This window comes from Methanosphaera sp. WGK6 (genome assembly GCF_001729965.1).
Classification (GTDB): Archaea; Methanobacteriota; Methanobacteria; order Methanobacteriales; family Methanobacteriaceae; genus Methanosphaera.
In genome coordinates this window covers 65,159-85,690 of record NZ_JRWK01000006.1, presented here as the reverse complement: position 1 = coordinate 85,690, position 20,532 = coordinate 65,159, and the positions used below count along the sequence as shown (strand labels likewise).

Sequence of the window (20,532 nt, the reverse complement as noted above, 5' to 3'; positions counted from 1 at the left end):
TAGTTTTATGTCATTGTTAGATAAATTTAGAACCAAAAAACAAATAAAAGTATCCGTAATCATACCTATTTATAATACAGAACAATACTTAGAACAGTGCTTAAAATCAATTGAACAACAAACATTAACAGATATTGAAATTATATGTATTGATGATTGTTCAACTGATTCATCACTAAATATACTTAAAAATCATGCCCAAAAAGATAAACGTATAATTATACTACAAAATAAAGAAAATGATGGTGCTGGTTACTCACGTAATATAGGACTTGATAATGCAAAAGGAAAATATATTATGTTTGTAGATTCTGATGATTATTTAGACCTTGAAACATTAGAATATTGTTTTAATAAATCTGAAGAACAAAATTTAGATTTACTCATGTTTAAAGCTAGACGCTATGATATTGAAAAGAAAGAATATGTTGAAGATAATGGATTATCTCTAAAAGTATTAGATGATTATAATCATATAATCTTTAATCATGAAGATATTGATAGTGATATTTTATTTAAAATATCAGTTACTCCCCATACTAAATTATTCAAAAAATCATTCTTGAATTTCAGATTCCAAGAAGGTATTATTTTTGAAGACAATCCATTTTTTATTAAAACTTTTCTAACAGCAAAACGTGTTTCTGTAATTAATAAATACTTCTATCATAGAATGATACGATCGGGTTCCGTTATGAAACAACAAGATTTATCCATTCTTAATATCATAGATTCATTAGAAGAGACTTTAACATATTTAAAAAATAATCCTAAATTTTATGATAAATTTCACAAATCATTTTATGAGTATATGATACATACTCTTAGAAATAAAACACAAGTTATAAAATCCGAATATTTAAATGAGTTTTTTAATTATATTAAATCTTTTATTTTGAAATGTATTGTTGAATATGATCTGTATTATGATATTCAAGAAAGTCTAAGTAAACCTTTTTTATATTTTTATAACTTGATAATTTTATCTATGAATTCAGATATTGAAAAAATACAGCAAATCCAACGAGATTTAACATTAGATATACCATTATCTATTATAATATTCTGTGAGGACAAAACACTTACTCAGATAAATAATATTGTCTATACATTTATTTGTCAGAGTATGGGATTTTCCTACATGAAATTAATATTCATAACAGATACATCTATTTCTAATAAAACAAGTCAATTAATCCATGAATATGAAAAAACATTTTATAATATTAATGTAGTTAAGTTAGATTGTATTGATAAACTTAATAGTTATAATTCAATTATGAATTATATAACCAGCCAGTATGTTCTATTTTATGATGAAAATATAAATTATGATGATGCATTTATTAAAAATATTTTCAGAAAATCACGTATAGCTCAAGCAAATATAGAACAATATATGGAATATGAACAAGAACATGATATTAATCAATTGACAATTGGATCTAAGTTATTTAAAAGAAAATTTTTATCAAATGCAGATAATTTGTTTATAGAACAAAGTAATCCTATAATTAATCCATATATGTTTTATAAAGGAAATAAACCACATTACACCAAAATAATTGAAATACTAAGTGAATTTGTTGAAAAAAAAGGATGTATTCAAAAATATAATAATACTCTAATGGATACACTTAGAGTTAGTTTTTATGATACTGAAGCCCGTATTAAAAATGAATATTTTAGACAAATAAAAAAATTTATTCATCAAAAGATTATAGAACAGGATTTAGACGCAGTATTTAGAGAAAATATGAGTAAAACAAATAAAATGTTTTATGATTTAATTATTTTATCTATCACTATTGATGATGAAAAAACAAGAAAACTTCAGGAAAATATCAATAGAGACAATCCTATTTCAATTATATGTTATTGTAAAGATAATTCTAAACTTGAATTAGACAGAACTATAAATAGTATTGTCCAACAAAATATTGGATTTATAATATTAGATGTGATTTTAGTTGATGATAATTCATCTAATAATGAAACTAGAAATACAATAGAAGAATATACTTCAACCTACACAAATATAAGAAGTATTTACTTAGATAGTAATTATGGAGAAATTAAATCATATTTTGAAGGTCTAAATATAGCTGATACTAGATATGTCATGTTTTTGAATAATAATTACAGTTACTTACAGGGTAGTATTAAGAATATATTTAAAGCTGTTAGATTAGTAAATTTCCCTGCAGCTAGTGGTAAAGTTGATAAATTACTAAATGAAGAAAATAATTTTGTTTGGACAAAGATATTTCAAAAACAAAGTCTACTTGATTTAAATATTGAATTTAGAGAAGAAAATGAATGTATTATAATTGATTTAGATAAATATCCTCAATTAAAAACTACCTTTGAAGATATTTATATAATAAAAAAAATATGATGAAAAATTAATAAATTATTTCATTTAAAAAAAACATAAATAAATAAAAGAAAAAAATTTATTAAAATAATGGATGTATAATAGTGGATTTTGAAATTAAATATAAAGATGCTATGGCTAGAGTAGGAAAGTTTGAAACACCACATGGTACTGTTACAACACCTGCATTAATGCCTGTAGTTCATCCAGGTAAACAAACACTTGATGTTAAAAAACTTGGAGCTGAAATTGTAATAACAAATTCTTATATTATATATAAGAATGAGAAACTTAAGAAGAAAGCTTTAGAAGAAGGAGTGCATAGTTTAATAGACTTCCCAGGAACTATTGAGACTGATTCAGGATCATTCCAATTATCAGTATATGGTGATATTGACATTACTAATGAAGAAGTAATTAAATTCCAGGAAGCTATTGGAACCGATATTGGTACATCTCTCGATATACCAACAGCACCTTATGTTAAACGTGAAGAAGCTGAAAATGACCTTGAAGTAACAATAGAACGAGCAGAAGAAGCATCAAAAGTACGTACCAATTTACTATTAAATAGTGTAGTTCAAGGTTCAACATTTCCTGATCTTAGAGAATATTGTGCAAAAGAAATATCTAAATTTGATGCAGACATATATCCTATAGGTGCAGTTGTCCCATTAATGGAAATGTATAGATATGCTGATTTAGTTGATGCTGTTATTTATTCAATGAGAGGTTTACCAGAAAATAAACCAAGACATCTTATGGGTGCAGGTCATCCAATGTTATTTGCTCTTGCAACGGCAATGGGATGTGATTTATTTGACAGTGCTGCATATATATTATATGCAAATAAAGGTCGTTTTATGATGCCTGATGGTACTCTTAGATTAGATGATTTAGTAGAAATGCCATGTAGTTGTAGAGTATGTACTGAACATACTGTTGATGAATTAAAACATATGGAACCTGAAAAACGTGCAAAACTCATAGCAGAACATAACCTTCATATAAGCTTTGCTGAAATAAGAAGAATAAGACAAGCAATAGTTGATGGAGAATTAATGAAGTTAGTAGAATTAAGATGTAGAGCACATCCATTCCTATTAGATGGTCTTAGAAGATTACAAGAATATCAAGAAGACATGGAAAAACTAAATCCAAGCAGTAAAAAAACAGCATTTTTCTACACAGGATATGAATCATTAGCTAGATCAGAAGTATCAAGACATATCAAACATTTAGCAAACATAAAACCAAAAAACAAAAATCTAGTAATTCTACCACATACAAGAAAACCATATACTAAATATGTTAATAGAGAATATATTAAGAAATACACATCAAAAATACCATCCTATTATTCAAATAATACTATGAACACAAATTATACTAATAGTGATGTTGTTATTGCTGATGTACCCTTTGGAATAATTCCATTAGGCCTTGATGAATTCTATCCATTGGCACAAAATGAGTCACCATCAATACATGATGAGAATTCTAAGAAATTCATTAGAGAATTAATTGTTAAATATGCTGATAAATATGAAAATGTATTAATACACAGAAAAGTTATTGATAAATTTAATTTAACAGGATATACTCTAATCGAAGATGAACTAGAATTACCAGAGGCTAAAATTGATGATTTTGACAGATTAAAAGATATTGCTGATTACCAGTTTGGTACTGGTGCAGGTAATGCATTATTTGGTGATAATCCAGATAAAATTACTATTGAAAAAAGTAAAAAACTAAAAAAATTAGACATGTCTTTGAAGGTGATGAAAACATTGTTAATATGAGAGCAAATGACGGTTTCTTAATATTATCTGATTTAGGTGCTGTTAGATTACATGAATTCTTAGATGCTCCAAATATGAGGGTTGTTGTATCTGAAGATTCAGAACCATTTGCACGTAAAGGAAAATCTGTGTTTAACAAGTTTGTAGTAGACTGTGATGAGAATATTAGACGAAATGATGAAGTATTAATTGTTAATAAAAAAGATGAATTATTAGCATGTGGTAAATCATTACTATCCAGCTATGAAATAAATGATTTCATGACAGGACAAGCAATAAAAACACGAAAAATAAAGAAATTAGATGAATAAGTGATTACAATGGTTAAAGCTGAATTAAAAGTAAAACGTATAAAAAATGGTACTGTTATTGATCATATAAAAGCAAATCGTGCAATGAATATTCTTAGTATGTTAAATTTACCTGATGATGAAACTGCAATCATGGTTGCAATTAATGTAACATCATCAGATATGGGTAAAAAAGATATTATAAAAATAGAAGGTCGAGAATTATCACAAGAAGAAGTAGATAAATTAGTTCTTCTAGCACCACAAGCAACACTTAATATTATACGAGATTATGAAAATATTAAAAAATCACATCTTGAGCTTAATGATGAAATTACTGATGTTGTTAAATGTAGTAATCCTAATTGTATAACTCATTCTAATGAGCCAATAGAAGATAGATTCTATGTGCAAAGTAAAGAACCTGTTGTTTTAAGATGCTACTATTGTGAAAGAACTATGGATTATGATGACATTGACTCACAATTCTAATAATTCGTGATTTAAATGCTAATAAAACATGATGAAATACATATCAATTCACATGAAAATATTGAAATAATTAATATTACAAACAAAATATTAAAAATTATACAAAAACAGGGACTAGAAGAAGGATTAATTAATATATCCACTAAACACACCACATCCAGCATAATGATAAATGAAGATGAAGATGGCTTAAAAAAAGATTATATTAATTTTCTAGAAAAAATAGTTCCAAATGACAATTATTATCATGATAAAATAGATGATAATGCAAAAAGTCATTTAAAATCTATGCTAACAACACCTACACAAACATTACCTGTGATAAATAGAAAAATTAGTTTAGGTACTTGGCAAAGTATATTTTTTGTAGAATTTGATGGACCACGAAGAAATAGAACTATACATATCACACTAATAGGTGATTAACCTATTAATACTCTTTTTTTAATAAAAAAATAGAAAAAATTAAGAATCAAATAAATTTTTAGACAAAGATAAAAGTTCTTTATCAGAATCCAAAAGATTTTTCTCAGTTATTATTTTTTTAGAAACTCTTTTTTGATAGGAATACTCCTGTGCAAAGGAAATACTCATAAATTCAATTCCTATAAAATCAAGTATTACTTCATTATCATTTAATTTATTAATTTCACGAAATAATTCTTCTGCTGCTACATCAGCAGATAATATTCGTGGAATAATATCAGTTACTTTAATTTCTACTGTCATTATCATGCACCAAAATGTTTTTTTACAATTTCAAGTTGCTTTGGAATATCTATGTTTTGAGGACAGGATTCTATACATTTTTTACAATTAACACAATTATGTGCTTGGCGATCTTCATGCATGTGAAACTTGTATTGAACAGAATTAAGTGATTGATCACCAATAACATCCATATTATATTCTCTGAAACATTTAGGTATATTAACACCAAATGGACAAGGCATACAATAATTACATTCAGTACATGGAATATTAATTAGATTATCATATTCTTTTTTAACATCATATAGAACTTGTTTATCTTCATCATCTAACATACCAATATTTGCATTTTCAACTAAGGCTATGTTTTCTTTTACTTGTTCTAAATTATTCATCCCACTAAGCACACAGTTTACCTCCGATTTATCCCATAAATAATTAAATGCCCATTCTATTGGTTTATATTTTTTAGTTGAATTTTCAAATATTTTTTGTACTTGTACTGGTTGATTTTGTGCTAATTTTCCACCACGTAATGGTTCCATAATCATTGTTCCTAACCCTAGCTTATTTAGTTTTTTAAGTCCATTTAATCCAGGATTATCCATTTCATCAAGATAATTTAATTGTGTTAATACACACTCCCATTTATCATAATCATCAAGTATTTGATTTAATAATTCATAGGAACCATGTGTTGAAAAACAAATATGTTTAATTCGTCCATCAGACAATGCTTTGTCTACAAATTCATACAACCCTTTTTCTTTAATATCTGCATAAAATGAATCTTTTATTGAATGTATGAAAAATAAGTCTATTTGATCTGTTTTTAATCGTTCTAATTGTTTATCTAATGTTGAATCAAAATACTCCCATGATTTAATTTCCCATGAAGGCATTTTTGTGGATATATGTATTTTATCATGAAATCCACTACTTAATATATCTCCTAGAATAGTTTCACTTACTCCAGGTTTACTTCTATCTGTTGTATGATAAACCCATGCTGTATCAAACATATTAATTCCATTGTTTACTGCATATTCAATCATTGCTTCTGTTTGTTTAATATCTACATGTTCTGGGTTTTCATCAAGAAGAGGTAATCTCATTGCTCCAAAACCTAGAATTGAAGCAGATATACCTGTTTTTCCAAGCATTCTATATTTCATATTATTATATATGTTGTATTAACTATATACCAACTAATATTATTTTTAAAATATTATATAAATAATAGTAGAAATAATTAAAAAAAAGAGATGGTGAGAGTAAATTATTTTTATAATTTATTCTTTTTGGTCAAATTCTACTTCAAAAGCTATTACTGGATATTCTAGTTCAAAATTAGTTAGTACTTCTGGATGAATTTCTCCAAAGTATCCTTTAAATGTGAATGGTGTATTGTCATTTAATGCTTTTGTTGTGAATTCTGCACATCTACCCTGGATAAAAGATGGATTTTTAGAGTCTTTTAATTCCATTGTAAATCCCATATTAGCTACAAATGATTCTACTATGGATTTTATTGTTGTGAAGTTTGCTACTGAAGATATTTGTGCTGCTGCTAATTTTTTAACTGTTTTCATTTGAGTTTCTTTTGTTGTATCAATGTATGCTACATCACCTATTTCAAAGATTTTTTGTGGTAATTCTTCGTGTTTATTATCTTCTAAGAATTCTAGTAAACTATTAATTAGTGATTTTCGTATCATTGTCCTATCTTGTGTGATTGGTTGTGCTACGGTTACTCTGTCTTCTTCTATTTCTTTTCTTAGTTTTGTGTAGTGTTGGTTTTCACTTGTTAACATTAAACTTTTTACTTCTATGAATGATAATCCTATCATTACTTGTTCTATTATTTTATCAAATTCTCTTTTTGGATCAGGGTTTGCTATTGTTGAGAAGTTTGGTAGTTCTGCTGGTAATTCATTGAATCCATATCCTAGTGCTATATTTTCTATGATGTCTACTTCATGAAGTATATCTATTCTGTATCGTGGTACTTCTACTTTTACTGTGTTTTCATCTATTTTTTCTGCATTGAATCTTGTTTTTTCTAGTGTTTCTACTATTTTATCTGCTGTTAAATCAATACCTATGTATTCTTCTGCTTTATCTTTATGTACATTAATTATTTTTGGTTCAAATTGAGGATAGATTATATTTTCCCTGTAAGGATAGTTTACTTCAAGTGTTTCAATTGTTGCCCCATTTTCTGCTAGATTAGATGCTATTATATTCAAAGAGTTTGTTACTGCATTGATATCTGTTCCTGTAACATCAAGGAATAAGTTTGTTGTTTTTGTTGTTAATCTTGTTAAGTCACTGTTGATTATTGGTGGCATAGACATTATATTATTATTGTTATCTACTATTAATGGGTATTTATCAAAGTCTTTTATGAGTTTTGCATATTTTTCTCCTTTATCATGTTGTTCTAGAATTTCATTTAGGGTTAGTTCTTCTGTTGTTTCTAGTGGTATGAATTTATCCTCATCAGGATTTCCTGCTTTGTAATAAAATGGTCCTTCTACTTTATCAAGGTCATGTATTCCTATTGCTACTTTTTTTCTGTCTCTTCCTATTACCCAGTGTAAATGTTCTTGGAATTCCATTATATTTCGTAATTGTTGGTCATTAATTTTCACATTTCTTATTATGCATGATGCTACATATGGTCTTATTTCTTCAAGTTCTTTATCTACTGTGATTGTATTGTCTGTTTCTTTTATTGTGTATTCAGGAATTCCTTTTTCTAAATCAAGATATCCTTTTAGTGATCGTACTATTCCTTCTACACTATAGTAGTCCGGTCTATTAGGGAAGAATTCTGCTTTTACTTCTGTATCATCGTAGGATTCTACATCACTTGAAATCATTGGAAGTATATTTATTAGTTCATCTTTTGGTAATTCTTTTCCTAATTGTTCAAATAATTCATCATATGTAAAGTTTATTACAGGCATTTTATTATCAGTCCTTTTATTTTTTTATTTATTGAAAAAAAGTTTATTATGAAAAAAGAGCATTTTTTCATTATAGTGTGAGTACTACCATTAAGAATATTGATTCAATTGTAAAGTGTAGTGCTCTATGTTGAAGTCCAGTCATGTCTAAATCAAAGAAATTATGGAATAAATCTATGATTAAATGTATTGTTCCGGCTAGAATTCCTATTGTTGGTGATTGGAATACTATTGTTAATATTATTACATGAAATATTGCTTCTATAACTTCATGAATAATCCATGCTACGAAGGATGATTTTACTATATTATATATTATTTCTCCAAATATTATATAAAAATCAGAGAAAGTATGCCATATAACTCCATGAAGTATGTCAGAACAAGCAAGTACTATTGCTATATAAAACCATAACAGATTCATAGTTTCACCAATATTGGTTGATTAATGTTTATTTTATTAAATTTTATCTATGTATTATGTTTATATTTATTAGTATATTATGTTATCTAAATACAAATTAGAAAGTATTAGAACTCAATATAATACATTTAATTTAAATTAATATAATATACATTAAATCAAGATATTCATCAGAATTAAATTTGAGAATTAATTTTTTAACAATGTGAATTTATATATATACCCTTTTTATATAATTAGTAAATGTAATAAAAATAAGAAAAAATAAAATATATTATATTTAACACTAAATTTTAAAAAAAGATATGAAAAAAGAAATAGGAGGAATTTACTCATGAAACCACCATGTGAAATAGTTGTATGGTATGTTATACCTTCAATACGATCAAAATTAGCAAAAGAATTATTAAATCTAGGTATGAAACAGAAAGAGATTTCAGAACTACTAGATATAACACAACCAGCAGTATCTCAATATATTAGTGATAAAAGAGGACATGAATTAGATTTTAATCCTATTGTTGAACAATATATTAAAGACATGGCAAAAGATATGAAATCTAAAGAATTAAAACCTATTGATTTAATTCCAAGATTCTGCCATATATGTAAAACAATAAAAACACAAGAAGTTTTATGTCAATTACATAAAGAAAAAGTAAATATTCCCGACCACTGTAATGTATGTATGGGAAGTTTATCTGAAACTGTAAATGAATTAAGAGAATAATTATATATTCTCCACATTAACTTTTTAAAAGAGAGTTGTTTGTTTCTTATCCCTTATAAGTAAACTTTTTTGTTTGGAAATACTTACTTTATCAACACTACTTATTTTTCCAAATAAAATTGGTGAATTTACATCATGTTTTTTATAGTTTTTTAGAGCAATTCGTCTATTTTTATTTGCATAACAATATTTACAAGCATTTGGACAAGTATTATATGCACCAAAATCATGCCATTTTAGACATTTACATCCCTGACGCATACCTGAATGTTTTATATTCTTAAATTTTATGTTATTTGCTTTTTCAAGTATACTTGTTGTTATACATCCTGAACTTTTTATACCATATTTTTCATAATTATCATTTACAATGCAACTTTGTATATCTAATTTATATTTTTTAGAGATTTTGGCCTGTGCTTTATTAATTCTTGAAGATTTCTTTGAGTAAATGGTATAATTTCAGGCATGTTTACTTTTAATTTATTGTACATGTCAACAAAACTAAATGTTACAAAACTAGTATAATCTGCTATTTGTGAAGCAATATAATCAAAACAATCCATGTGTTTATCTACTGTGTACTTTGATGTTAAAAGAATAGGGTCAAAACGCCATGCAATTTTATTTTTTCCAATTATTTCTGATAATTCTATAAATGTATCTATTGATTTTCTTATACTTGGAACATTTTCTTCAACATCATATCCATAACTTGTTATTGTATAATATGAAAAAGTATTATAATTCTTATTTATATCATCAAATTCATCTAATAAGGGCTTATAGTTTTTAGAACAGAAAATTAAAGCATCTACATCATCAGGTTTTAAACTATATTTAGTTATTTGATGCATATTATATGGATTTCTAGAATAAACATAACCTTCATTCATCCTATTTAATAACCATCTTGAATAATAATTTACAATATCTGTTCGTCCACTTATATTAAATATCATATACATACACTTATTAACATTTAATGAATATTTAAGATGAATTTATTTATATATTAACTAGTTATTTAAGAACCCAACTAATACTTTTTTCCTTGAATTTTTACTATACTTCATCTTTTTAATAAAGTTTATCCATCTTACATATTCTAATAGTTTAAATGATAACTCAAATAGATTATAACCATTTTATTTCTTTTTATAAACTTTTTTAGAGATTTTCTTACAATTTTATCTGTTTATTAATAGTCATGTTTATATTTTTTTAATAGCTAATATATTATCAAGAAAAGTTTATTTTTTTTAAAGCACATAGTAACATATCCTGTTATCTATTTTTTAAAAGTAATAAATTCAAGTAATTTAACTCCTTTTCTATAAAAAAAGGAAAAAATTGTGATAAAATGAACAGTGAAAATCAAACTAATAATAACTTTAATTCTAAAAATTACTCTAGTGAAGAGATCTTACAAAAATCAGGTAAAACTATGAAATTTTGTATGGTACTAGAATTCTTCATGCCTTACTTCTATGGGGGGGGAGAAATTCGTTACCACGAGTTAATAAAACGTCTAGTTAAACAAGGTCATAAAGTAGATATATTAACAATGAATGTGGAAGGTGCTCCACATCATGAAATTTATGATGGTATTAACATATATCATATTGGACCAACAATTAAAACTCCACCCTATAGATCAAAAGGAAAAATACTCCAGTACATGTATGCAGTTTTCAAATGGTTAAATAGTCATGACTATGATATTATTGATACACAAGCATACTCACCACTATTTCCATCAGTATTATACTCAAAAAAATCACATATCCCTTTGATTGCTACGATACATGATGTTAGTAATGGAAATCAAGACCAATACAGTCAACAAGCTACAATAGCATATCTTGGTGAAAAATTCTTTGTTAAATTACCATTTACTAAAATATTAACAGTTAGTGAAAATACTAAAACATCACTTATAAAAGATTTTAATATCAAGCCATCTAAAATTGAATTAATATATAATGGTGTGGATTTAGAAGCTATTGATAGTGTAAAATGTGATAAAAAAGATAATAATCGTGTATTATTTGTAGGAAGACTTGTTCCACATAAACATGCAGATCATTTATTAAGTATAATTAATAATATTAAAGAAAAATATCCTGATATTCACTTAGTAATAATAGGTAAAGGAACGGAAAAAGAAAGTTTACTTAAATATGTTAAGGATAATAATTTAGAAGATTATGTTGAATTCATGCAAGAATTAAGTAATGAAGAATTAACGTATCAAATGAAACTAGCCAATGTATTAGTATTACCATCCACACGAGAAGGGTTTGGAAGAGTATTAACAGAGGCAAATGCTTGTCATACACCTACAATTGCCTATGCTTCAGGAGGAGTTGTAGAAGCAATTGATGATACAAGAACAGGATATCTAGTAAAACCTGGAGACATAACTACACTTCAAGAAAAAATTGAATATATACTAGATAATAAAGATGTGGAAGAAAAACTAGGACTTCAAGGAAGAAAAAATGTTGAAGAAAAATTTAACTGGGATAAATTAGTTTCACAATACATACAAATGGCTCAAAAACTCATAAATTAAGATGATTAAAAACAAAACACAAATTTTATTTGAAAATATGTTTTTAAAGATAGAACTTGTTTAATTAAAAAAAAATACTTATTATTGTTAGTTGAATTTCCACTAAAACTAATTTTTTTTGAATTTCTTGTATACTCCATATAGTATATTCAATTGTTTAGTTTAACTTATTTGCATTATAAAGCAAATTTATATTATAAAGAATTATATTTTAGAATAATATATGTTTTTGTTAGACATCCAAAGTAACTAAAAAAATAACAATTGTTAAAAAGTTTAAATATTACTGATAACCTAATAAATATATATGCAAGATTATTTTACAATAGATACAATAAAAAAGATACTCCGTCCAGAAGAGATACTATCAGGTAACTTCGGACTAGAAAAAGAAGGACTTAGAATAACATCTGATGGAAAACTAGCTCTAACACCACATCCAGAAATATTTGGAAAAAAACTAGAAAATCCATACATAACCACAGATTTCTCAGAAAGCCAAGTAGAAATAGTTACACCAACATTCCACTCAATAGATGAAGCATATCACTATCTTTCTTTTATTGTTGACATTGTAAATACAAATATTTCAGATGATGAATACATATGGAACTCATCTATTCCATGTATAATACCTTCATCAGACAAAATACCCCTAGCTAAATACTCAGATAATATAGATGGAGAAAAAGCTAGAACATATAGAAAAAACCTAGCAGCAAAATATGGAACAAAAAAACAATTAATTTCAGGAATACATTATAATTTCTCATTCACAGAAGAAACCATTAAGAAATTACATGAAAAATATCCTAAAAACATTGATTATAAAGAATTTAAAAACCAACTATACCTAAAAATAGTGCGAAACTACCTACGATATAAATGGCTAATCATATATTTAACAGGAGCATCAGTAGGAGCTCATGAAACATTCACAACAGAATGCACAACTCTTATGAATAAAAAAGATGAAAAAAATAGTTTTTACAGTACCGAAGGACCGTCATTTAGAAATGCATCCTGTGGTTATAAAAATCTCATTCAACTATATCCAAGATATGATTCATTAAACAATTATATTAGTGATGTTAATAGTTTTATTGATAAAGGCTTATTATCAGAAGCAAAAGAATTATACACACAAATAAGATTAAAACCAAAAGATAGAGATAATGTTTTAAAATCATTAAAACAAGATGGAATATTATACATAGAAATAAGAACCGTTGACATTAACCCATTCGATAAATGTGGTATTACCAAACTAGACATGAAATTCATACACTTATTTATCATATATTTACTCATAACAAAAGAAACAAAATATGAAAAATGGCAAGAAGATAGTGTTATTAATGAAGAACTAACTGCCCAACTAGGCTATAAAACAGATACAAAGTTAATTAAAGATGGAAAAGAAATAACTATCAAAGAATGGGCAACAGAAATTTTAGATAATATGAAAAAAATGAATAATGATTTACAACTAAATTCAGAAGATATACTAAATAAAATTCAAGAAAAAATAGAAAATCCATCAAAAACATATGGTAAAGAACTAGCTAAAATTATTAAATACAACGGATTCATAGATAGTCAAATATCCATAGCTAAACATAATAAAGAAACAAGCTTTAATATTATAGATTTTGATTATATAAAAAATGATGAGAAACTTTATGAATTCTACACTAAATCTCTACCCAACAAAAAAATATAAACTATTTACTTTTTATTTTTAAATGAAAATAATTGTATAATATTTTAATTATCCATGTATTTAACATAAATAAACAAAAAAAACATTATAAAAAATATAAAAAATAATGTCAAATTATAAAAAACTTAGGAGAATATTAGAAAAATGAAATCTGAAGCTGAAATAAACAAATCACGAATTGAACCAAAACCCAATACAATTATATCCTGTCGTAAAGATGGAAAAGATAATGCATTAGCAGTAGGATTAGCAGCAAATGCAAGTTTAGAACCAGCAATGGTTATAATTGGAATTGTACCAAGTAGATATTCTTATCCTATGATAAAAGAAACTGGACAATTTGTAGTAAATATACCTGCTAAAAATTATGCTGATGAGTTTATGTATCTCGGAACTGTGTCAGGAACAGATGAAGATAAATTAGCAAATCTAAATACATGTGATGCAGATATTATTGATGCACCAATACTTATAGATTGTCCTGTTAACTTTGAATGTACAGTGATTGATTCAATAACTCCTGAAAATGGTACTCATGAATTATTTATTGGAAAAATAGAAAAAGTACATTGTGATAAAGAATACTTAGAAGATGGATTAATCCAATGGGATAAAATAGACTTATTATAATAATACTAATATATTGAGTTAAATTTAATTAATTTAATTTAGTATATATTTTTTTGTAAAAAGAAAAAAAATTAAAAAGAAATTAGACTAAAAAAAGGTTTAATCTAATTTAAAAGTCGATTTCTGTTTCTGATAAGGGTTTCCATTTTTGATCTTTTTCAGATAGAATTATTTCATCAATATCATCTATTGGCCATTTTATTCCAATTTCAGGATCATCCCATTTAATTCCACCTTCATCATCAGCTTTATAGAAATCTGTGCATTTATATGTGAATTCTGCGATATCTGATAATACTACAAATCCATGAGCAAATCCTTCTGGAATGTAGAATTGTTTCTTATTTTCTTCAGAAAGAATAACTCCTTCCCATTTACCATAGGTTGGTGAATCTTTACGAAGATCTACTGCTACATCAAATACTTCACCTTTTATTACTCTAACTAGTTTTCCTTGAGGTTGAGTGTATTGGAAGTGCAGTCCTCTTAAAACACCTTTTTTAGATCGTGATTGGTTATCTTGTACAAAATTAAATTCAAGTCCTGCTTCATCAAAGACATCTTTCTGGTATGTTTCCATGAAATATCCTCTTTCATCACCAAATACTTGTGTTTCTATTATATAAACTCCTTCTATGGATGTTTTATTAAATGTAAATTTTGCCATAATATCTAATCCTAATATTCTTTTTATTAATTATTATATTTCTAAAATAGTTTTAATAAAATTTTCAAAAATTAAGTGATATTTAAGAATAAGTAATGGATAGATTAATATTATTTGCATTATAAAAGAGTATTTCTTTAAAGTATGTGAAAACATTATTAAAATAATATTTTATCATACTATGACTTGTATAATACCATATTATCTCCCTATTAATAATGTTAGTTAAAAACTCAAAAGGTGTTTTTATTTCATGTATAAAACTTATGTATTAAAATTATTATTTGTTATTGAATAACAAATATGTAATAATTACTCTTTTTTAGTATATATATGTTGAACCTATTTAGTTTATGAAAAATAATTTTCTTAAAACTTTTAAAAATAATATATTGTAAATAATCTTATTATCAAGTATTGAAATTATAATTTTAAAAAAGAAAATTAGTTTAAATTATTATAGAGAATATTTAATTATATGAAATTAAAAATAGAATAATTTCTACTTATATTATAACAGAATATAACTATAATTTACTGAAGTAATATTAATATTATGTTTAAAATATATATGATATTACAATAATATTAATGATTAATTATATTTTTTTAAAGTATATTGGAAAAATAGCTTAATAATCAAAAAAAGGATGAGTAATGAAATGAAATTTTGCATGATACTTGAATTTTTTGTACCTTATTATAATGGTGGCGGTGAAAGACGTTACTATGAATTAACTAAACGTTTAGTTGAAAAAGGTCATGAAGTTGATATTTTAACAATGAAAATTAAAAATACTGAAGAACATGAAGTTCAAGAAGGTATTAATATTTATCATATCGGTCCTACTATTGAAAATCCCCCACAAAGGTCAAAACAGGATTTTATTGTCTATGGACGTGCTGTTCTTAAATGGTTACATAGTCATAACTATGATATTATTGATGCACAATCATATTCACCATTACTTCCAGCAACAATGTATTCTAAAAGAGTAAATATTCCAGTAATTGGTACAATATATGATACTAGTACAAATAATCAAGACCAATGGATTCAATCATCATCACTTGCATATAAAGCTGAAAAATTCCTTGTTAAAAGACCATTTACTAAAATATTAACAGTTAGTAGAGCTACTGAAAAATCACTTGTAAATGATTTTAATGTTGATGCAAATAAAATTGAAGTTAATTACATTGGTGTTGATCTTGAAAGTATTGATAGTGTAAAGTGTAATAAAAAAGATAATAATCGTGTATTATTTGTAGGAAGACTCGTTCCTCATAAACATGTGGATCATTTATTAAAAATAATTAATAATCTTAAAGAAAAAATACCAGGTATTCATCTAGTTATTGTTGGTAAAGGAATTGAAAAAGATAATTTACTTCATTATATATCCGAAAATAGTTTAGAAGATTATGTTGAATTCATGCAAGATTTAAGTAATGAAGAATTAATTTATCAAATGAAACTAGCTAATATTTTAGCATTACCATCTACTAGAGAAGGATTTGGAATGGTATTATCTGAGGCAAATGCTTGTCACACACCTACAATTGCCTATGCTTCAGGAGGAGTTGTAGAAGTAGTTGATGATACAAAAACAGGATATCTAGTAGAACCAGAAGATATTGATACATTTCAAGAAAAAATTGAATATATACTAAATAATAAGAATGTGGAAGAAAAACTAGGACTCCAAGGAAGAAAAAATGTTGAAGAAAAATTTAACTGGGATAATATTGTTTTAGAATATATTAATTTAGCATCCAAACTTATTAATTGTAAAAATATGAAAAAATAAAATACAGATGATTGAATGAAAGTTATAGGAATTGTAGGAAGTCCAAGAAGTAATGGTAATACAGAAATTCTTGTTAAAGCTGCACTTAAAGAAATTGATGAAGAAAATATTGATGTTGAACTCATAACATTACATGATAAAAATATTCAATTTTGCATTGGATGTGATAACTGTAAAAAAGATAATAAATGCATGATTAATGATGATATGTCTGAAATTACAGAAAAAATAAGATATGCTGATGGTATTATTATGAGTAGTCCTGTTTATTTTGGAGATATGACTGGTCTTGCTAAAACATTTATTGATAGACTTCGACCATTACGTAATATTCATGCCTTTAAAAATACTGTTTGTGGAGCTATAAGTACTGGAGGATTCCGTAATGGCGGACAAGAAAGTACTATTGCATCTATTCATGATTTTTTCCTCATTCAAGGTGGAATTATTGTAGGTGATGATAGACCTACTGCCCATTATGGAGGAACAGGTGCTGGAAATACAAGTGAAGATGAAATTGGTATTACAACATCCATAAATTTAGCTAAAAGAATGATTTATTTAATTAAATTAATTAACAAATAAATCAACAATCCTTCTTTATTTTAAAAATAAATCTATTTAAATAAATTAAATATTAAATCCCAAAATACTCTATTTTTCAAGTTAATTTTAAAAAATATAAAAATAACCTAATATATAAATAATATTAGTTAAAGAGAGTATTAGTCAAAAATCCAAAAATCATTTAATAAAAGAAAGATAATTTACTTCATCAAATGAATTTTAGTGTAAACAAATAATATAATTACTTCATACATTTACTCAAAGAAAATATCTTTGACTAATACTATTTTAAAAAAAACAATTATAGGACAAAAATAATATGACAAAAACAGATATTCCACCAATAACATCAGATATATACATAATACTTTCCTGTTACAATGAAGAAGAAACACTAGAAGACGTTGTTACAAATCTAGTGACAAGAGGATTCAAAGTTCTAATAATTGATGATGGATCTAAAGATAATAGTCCTAAAATAGCAAGAAAATTAGTTAAAAAATATTCACCTATGGTTTATCATTATAGACATGCAATAAATATAGGACTAGGAGGAGCTATTCAGACAGGAATTAAAGCAGCACTTAGTAAAAATGCTGATATAATGATTACATTTGATGCTGATGGTCAACATAACCCTGATGACTTATATAATATGTATCCACCATTACAAAATGGTGAAGCTGATATAGTTATAGCAGCTAGAGATTTTAATGATATGCCAACAGGAAGAAGATTTGGTAATACTGTGATGAATCAAATAACATATATTTTCCAAGGAAAAATGGTGAAAGATTCTCAGTCCGGATTAAGAGCTTTTACGGCAGATACTGCAAGAAAATTACAACTTAAATCACCACAGTATGGTGTTTCATCAGAAATTATTGGTGAAATTAAACGACGAAAACTTAAACTAAAAGAAGTTCCCATGACCACAATCTATGATCAAAGAACCATAGAAAAAGGAACTAACACACTAGTAGGTATAAAAATTATCTTGGAATTTCTTAATGAAACAATTAAATAATAAGGATTGAATATAATGTTTACATATCAACTATTAATTATAATTGCCATTATAATTGCAACCATATTCGTATCTAAACGTTTTTATAATGATGTACTTAGTATAGGATTATATAGTACATGGATAATTCTTGGAATACTAGTTATAATTGCCGCACTATTTCCTGAAATAAGTATACATATTGCCGCAATAACGGGATTAGGTAGAGGTCTTGATGCATTATATATAATTGCAACACTATTATTATTCTATATTTCATTTAAATTATTTAATAGAATAGAAGATCAGAAAAAACGTATAAATGAACTTGTTAGTGAACTAGCACTACAACAACAAAAAGATGATGAAAAATAATATATCATCACCTACAAACTCTTTTTCTAAAAAAAATACTTATTAATTTGATAAATATCATCACATCAAACTAATAAAAAAGACTAATTTTAATATAATATTAAGCATATATAAATATAAATAGGTATAATATTTTTTATAAAAAAATAAATTATAAATATAAAGGACTTGTTAAATACAAGAAAAACTAATTTTATCATAGGAGGAATTATAATATGTTTCCAGGCGGAAGAATGAATCCAAAACAATTAAAACAAATGGAAAGACAAATGAAACAAATGGGTATGAACATGAAAGACCTTAAAGGAGTAGAAGAAGTTGTTATTGTACTCAAAGATAAAGAAATTGTAATTAAAAATGCTGAAGTAAGTATTATGAAAGCAATGGGTCAAGAAACATACCAAGTTGTAGGTGATGCTGAAGAAAGAATTAAAGGCAGCGAGTCCATAGAAACACCAACTGAAATATCAGATGATGATATTGAACTGGTAGCATCCCAAACAGGAAAAACAAAAAGTGAAGCAGAAGAAGCACTTAAAGAAACAAAAGGAGATTTAGCAGAAGCAATAATGAGGTTATCCTAAATGACAAAACTTGTCCATATATCAGATTTACATACAGGTTATTCACATTTTAGGAAAGATATCTTACTAAAAACTATTAAAGAAATAAATGAAATGAAACCAGCTGCTGTAATCATAACAGGTGATTTAACAGATAATGGTTTCTATAATGAATTTATCCAAGCAAAGAAATATATAGATATGATAAAACCCAAAAAAATAATAGTTCCAGGAAATCATGATGCTAGAAACATAGGTTATGAAATCTTTGAAGAACTATTTGGTGAAAGTCATAGTGTTCTTGAACTTAAAAATGAAGCAATAAAAATAATTGGACTTGACAGTAGTGAACCTGACATAGGACATGGAAAAATAGGAAGAATTCAAAGAAGATTTATGGAAAAAGAACTTGCTGATGCAAATGAAAGAGGACTATTTACAATAATTGCCCTCCACCACCATATTATTCCAATACCACATACGGGTCGTGAAAGAAATATCCTAAGTGATGCAGGAGATATCCTATTAACAGTACTTCAAAATAATGTTAATATAGTATTATCTGGCCATAAACACGTCCCTCATATATGGAAAATGAATAATACATTATTTACAACTGCAGGAACTGTTTCATCAATGAAATTAAGAGGAAATATCCCTCCCTCATACAATGTAATTGATATAAATAATCCACACATTGAAATAACATTACATAATTCCGATGAAACAATAAAACATTTAACACCACCATAAGTTTTAAGAATAAAAAAAAATATTCTTTCACAAAAAAAATTAATATAATAAAAAGATT

At 25.9% G+C, this 20,532-nt stretch carries 18 protein-coding genes and 2 pseudogenes; 14 read left to right on the top strand and 6 right to left on the bottom strand.

Annotated elements, in window-relative coordinates; translation table 11 throughout:
• The first annotated feature begins 7 nt into the window (after positions 1-7).
• From NL43_RS04535 to NL43_RS04520, 4 genes and pseudogenes are all read left to right on the top strand, one after another.
• The gene (locus NL43_RS04535; RefSeq protein WP_069592857.1) at positions 8-2,398 is read left to right on the top strand and encodes a glycosyltransferase family 2 protein; all 2,391 of its coding nucleotides are present in this window, start codon (positions 8-10) and stop codon (positions 2,396-2,398) included.
• Positions 2,399-2,511: 113 nt separating this feature from the next.
• Positions 2,512-4,493 (top strand): annotated as a pseudogene (tgtA, locus tag NL43_RS04530) (tRNA guanosine(15) transglycosylase TgtA).
• 9 nt (positions 4,494-4,502) lie between these two features.
• Entirely contained in the window at positions 4,503-4,964 is a 462-nt protein-coding gene (gene pyrI, locus NL43_RS04525; protein ID WP_069592856.1) for an aspartate carbamoyltransferase regulatory subunit, read from the top strand.
• A gap of 15 nt (positions 4,965-4,979) precedes the next feature.
• Complete coding sequence (locus tag NL43_RS04520; RefSeq protein ID WP_069592855.1) at positions 4,980-5,390, top strand: secondary thiamine-phosphate synthase enzyme YjbQ; 411 nt, start codon at positions 4,980-4,982, stop codon at positions 5,388-5,390.
• Positions 5,391-5,429: 39 nt separating this feature from the next.
• On the opposite strand, the gene NL43_RS04515 is transcribed toward NL43_RS04520, so the two are convergent.
• The 4 genes from NL43_RS04515 to NL43_RS04500 all read right to left on the bottom strand — a co-directional run bounded on the left by NL43_RS04515 (position 5,430) and on the right by NL43_RS04500 (position 9,071).
• A complete protein-coding gene (locus NL43_RS04515) occupies positions 5,430-5,693 on the bottom strand; it encodes a hypothetical protein (RefSeq protein WP_084790408.1) in 264 nt (87 codons plus the stop codon).
• 2 nt (positions 5,694-5,695) lie between these two features.
• Entirely contained in the window at positions 5,696-6,838 is a 1,143-nt protein-coding gene (locus NL43_RS04510; RefSeq protein ID WP_158005553.1) for an aldo/keto reductase, read from the bottom strand.
• Positions 6,839-6,967: 129 nt separating this feature from the next.
• Positions 6,968-8,647 (bottom strand): phenylalanine--tRNA ligase subunit beta, encoded by a 1,680-nt coding sequence (gene pheT, locus NL43_RS04505; protein ID WP_069592852.1) that lies wholly within the window; start codon positions 8,645-8,647, stop codon positions 6,968-6,970.
• A gap of 70 nt (positions 8,648-8,717) precedes the next feature.
• Complete coding sequence (locus NL43_RS04500) at positions 8,718-9,071, bottom strand: hypothetical protein (RefSeq protein ID WP_069592851.1); 354 nt, start codon at positions 9,069-9,071, stop codon at positions 8,718-8,720.
• Between the two features lie 334 nt (positions 9,072-9,405).
• Here NL43_RS04500 and NL43_RS04495 point away from each other — a divergent pair, with 334 nt between their 5' ends.
• Positions 9,406-9,801: a transcriptional regulator gene (locus NL43_RS04495; RefSeq protein WP_069592850.1), complete on the top strand. Its 396-nt coding sequence runs from the start codon at positions 9,406-9,408 to the stop codon at positions 9,799-9,801.
• 24 nt (positions 9,802-9,825) lie between these two features.
• Here NL43_RS04495 and NL43_RS08440 read toward each other — a convergent pair.
• A pseudogene (locus NL43_RS08440) lies at positions 9,826-10,763 on the bottom strand (DUF1848 domain-containing protein).
• A 401-nt stretch (positions 10,764-11,164) separates the two neighbouring features.
• Here NL43_RS08440 and NL43_RS04485 point away from each other — a divergent pair.
• The 3 genes from NL43_RS04485 to NL43_RS04475 all read left to right on the top strand — a co-directional run bounded on the left by NL43_RS04485 (position 11,165) and on the right by NL43_RS04475 (position 14,732).
• The gene (locus tag NL43_RS04485; protein WP_084790407.1) at positions 11,165-12,379 is read left to right on the top strand and encodes a glycosyltransferase family 4 protein; all 1,215 of its coding nucleotides are present in this window, start codon (positions 11,165-11,167) and stop codon (positions 12,377-12,379) included.
• A gap of 307 nt (positions 12,380-12,686) precedes the next feature.
• On the top strand, positions 12,687-14,102 hold the full coding sequence (gene gshAB / locus NL43_RS04480; protein WP_069592849.1) for a bifunctional glutamate--cysteine ligase GshA/glutathione synthetase GshB: 1,416 nt from the start codon (positions 12,687-12,689) through the stop codon (positions 14,100-14,102).
• Positions 14,103-14,246: 144 nt separating this feature from the next.
• Positions 14,247-14,732 carry a flavin reductase family protein gene (locus NL43_RS04475; RefSeq protein ID WP_069592848.1) on the top strand — a complete coding sequence of 162 codons (486 nt, stop codon included), beginning with the start codon at positions 14,247-14,249 and terminating at the stop codon, positions 14,730-14,732.
• A 109-nt stretch (positions 14,733-14,841) separates the two neighbouring features.
• Here the strand turns inward: NL43_RS04475 and rfbC are convergent, their stop codons facing one another.
• Positions 14,842-15,399: a dTDP-4-dehydrorhamnose 3,5-epimerase gene (rfbC, locus tag NL43_RS04470; protein ID WP_069592847.1), complete on the bottom strand. Its 558-nt coding sequence runs from the start codon at positions 15,397-15,399 to the stop codon at positions 14,842-14,844.
• A gap of 662 nt (positions 15,400-16,061) precedes the next feature.
• Between rfbC and NL43_RS04465 the strand changes: the two genes are divergently transcribed.
• The 6 genes from NL43_RS04465 (at position 16,062) to NL43_RS04440 (ending at position 20,474) form a co-directional block, all read left to right on the top strand.
• Positions 16,062-17,210 carry a glycosyltransferase family 4 protein gene (locus NL43_RS04465; RefSeq protein WP_069592846.1) on the top strand — a complete coding sequence of 383 codons (1,149 nt, stop codon included), beginning with the start codon at positions 16,062-16,064 and terminating at the stop codon, positions 17,208-17,210.
• A gap of 15 nt (positions 17,211-17,225) precedes the next feature.
• Entirely contained in the window at positions 17,226-17,795 is a 570-nt protein-coding gene (locus NL43_RS04460; RefSeq protein WP_069592845.1) for a flavodoxin family protein, read from the top strand.
• A gap of 301 nt (positions 17,796-18,096) precedes the next feature.
• Positions 18,097-18,804 (top strand): glycosyltransferase family 2 protein, encoded by a 708-nt coding sequence (locus NL43_RS04455; RefSeq protein ID WP_069592844.1) that lies wholly within the window; start codon positions 18,097-18,099, stop codon positions 18,802-18,804.
• A gap of 15 nt (positions 18,805-18,819) precedes the next feature.
• Positions 18,820-19,158: a DUF2304 domain-containing protein gene (locus NL43_RS04450; RefSeq protein ID WP_069592843.1), complete on the top strand. Its 339-nt coding sequence runs from the start codon at positions 18,820-18,822 to the stop codon at positions 19,156-19,158.
• 215 nt (positions 19,159-19,373) lie between these two features.
• On the top strand, positions 19,374-19,742 hold the full coding sequence (locus tag NL43_RS04445; protein ID WP_069592842.1) for a nascent polypeptide-associated complex protein: 369 nt from the start codon (positions 19,374-19,376) through the stop codon (positions 19,740-19,742).
• Positions 19,743-20,474 (top strand): metallophosphoesterase, encoded by a 732-nt coding sequence (locus tag NL43_RS04440; RefSeq protein ID WP_069592841.1) that lies wholly within the window; start codon positions 19,743-19,745, stop codon positions 20,472-20,474.
• Positions 20,475-20,532: the final 58 nt, after the last annotated feature.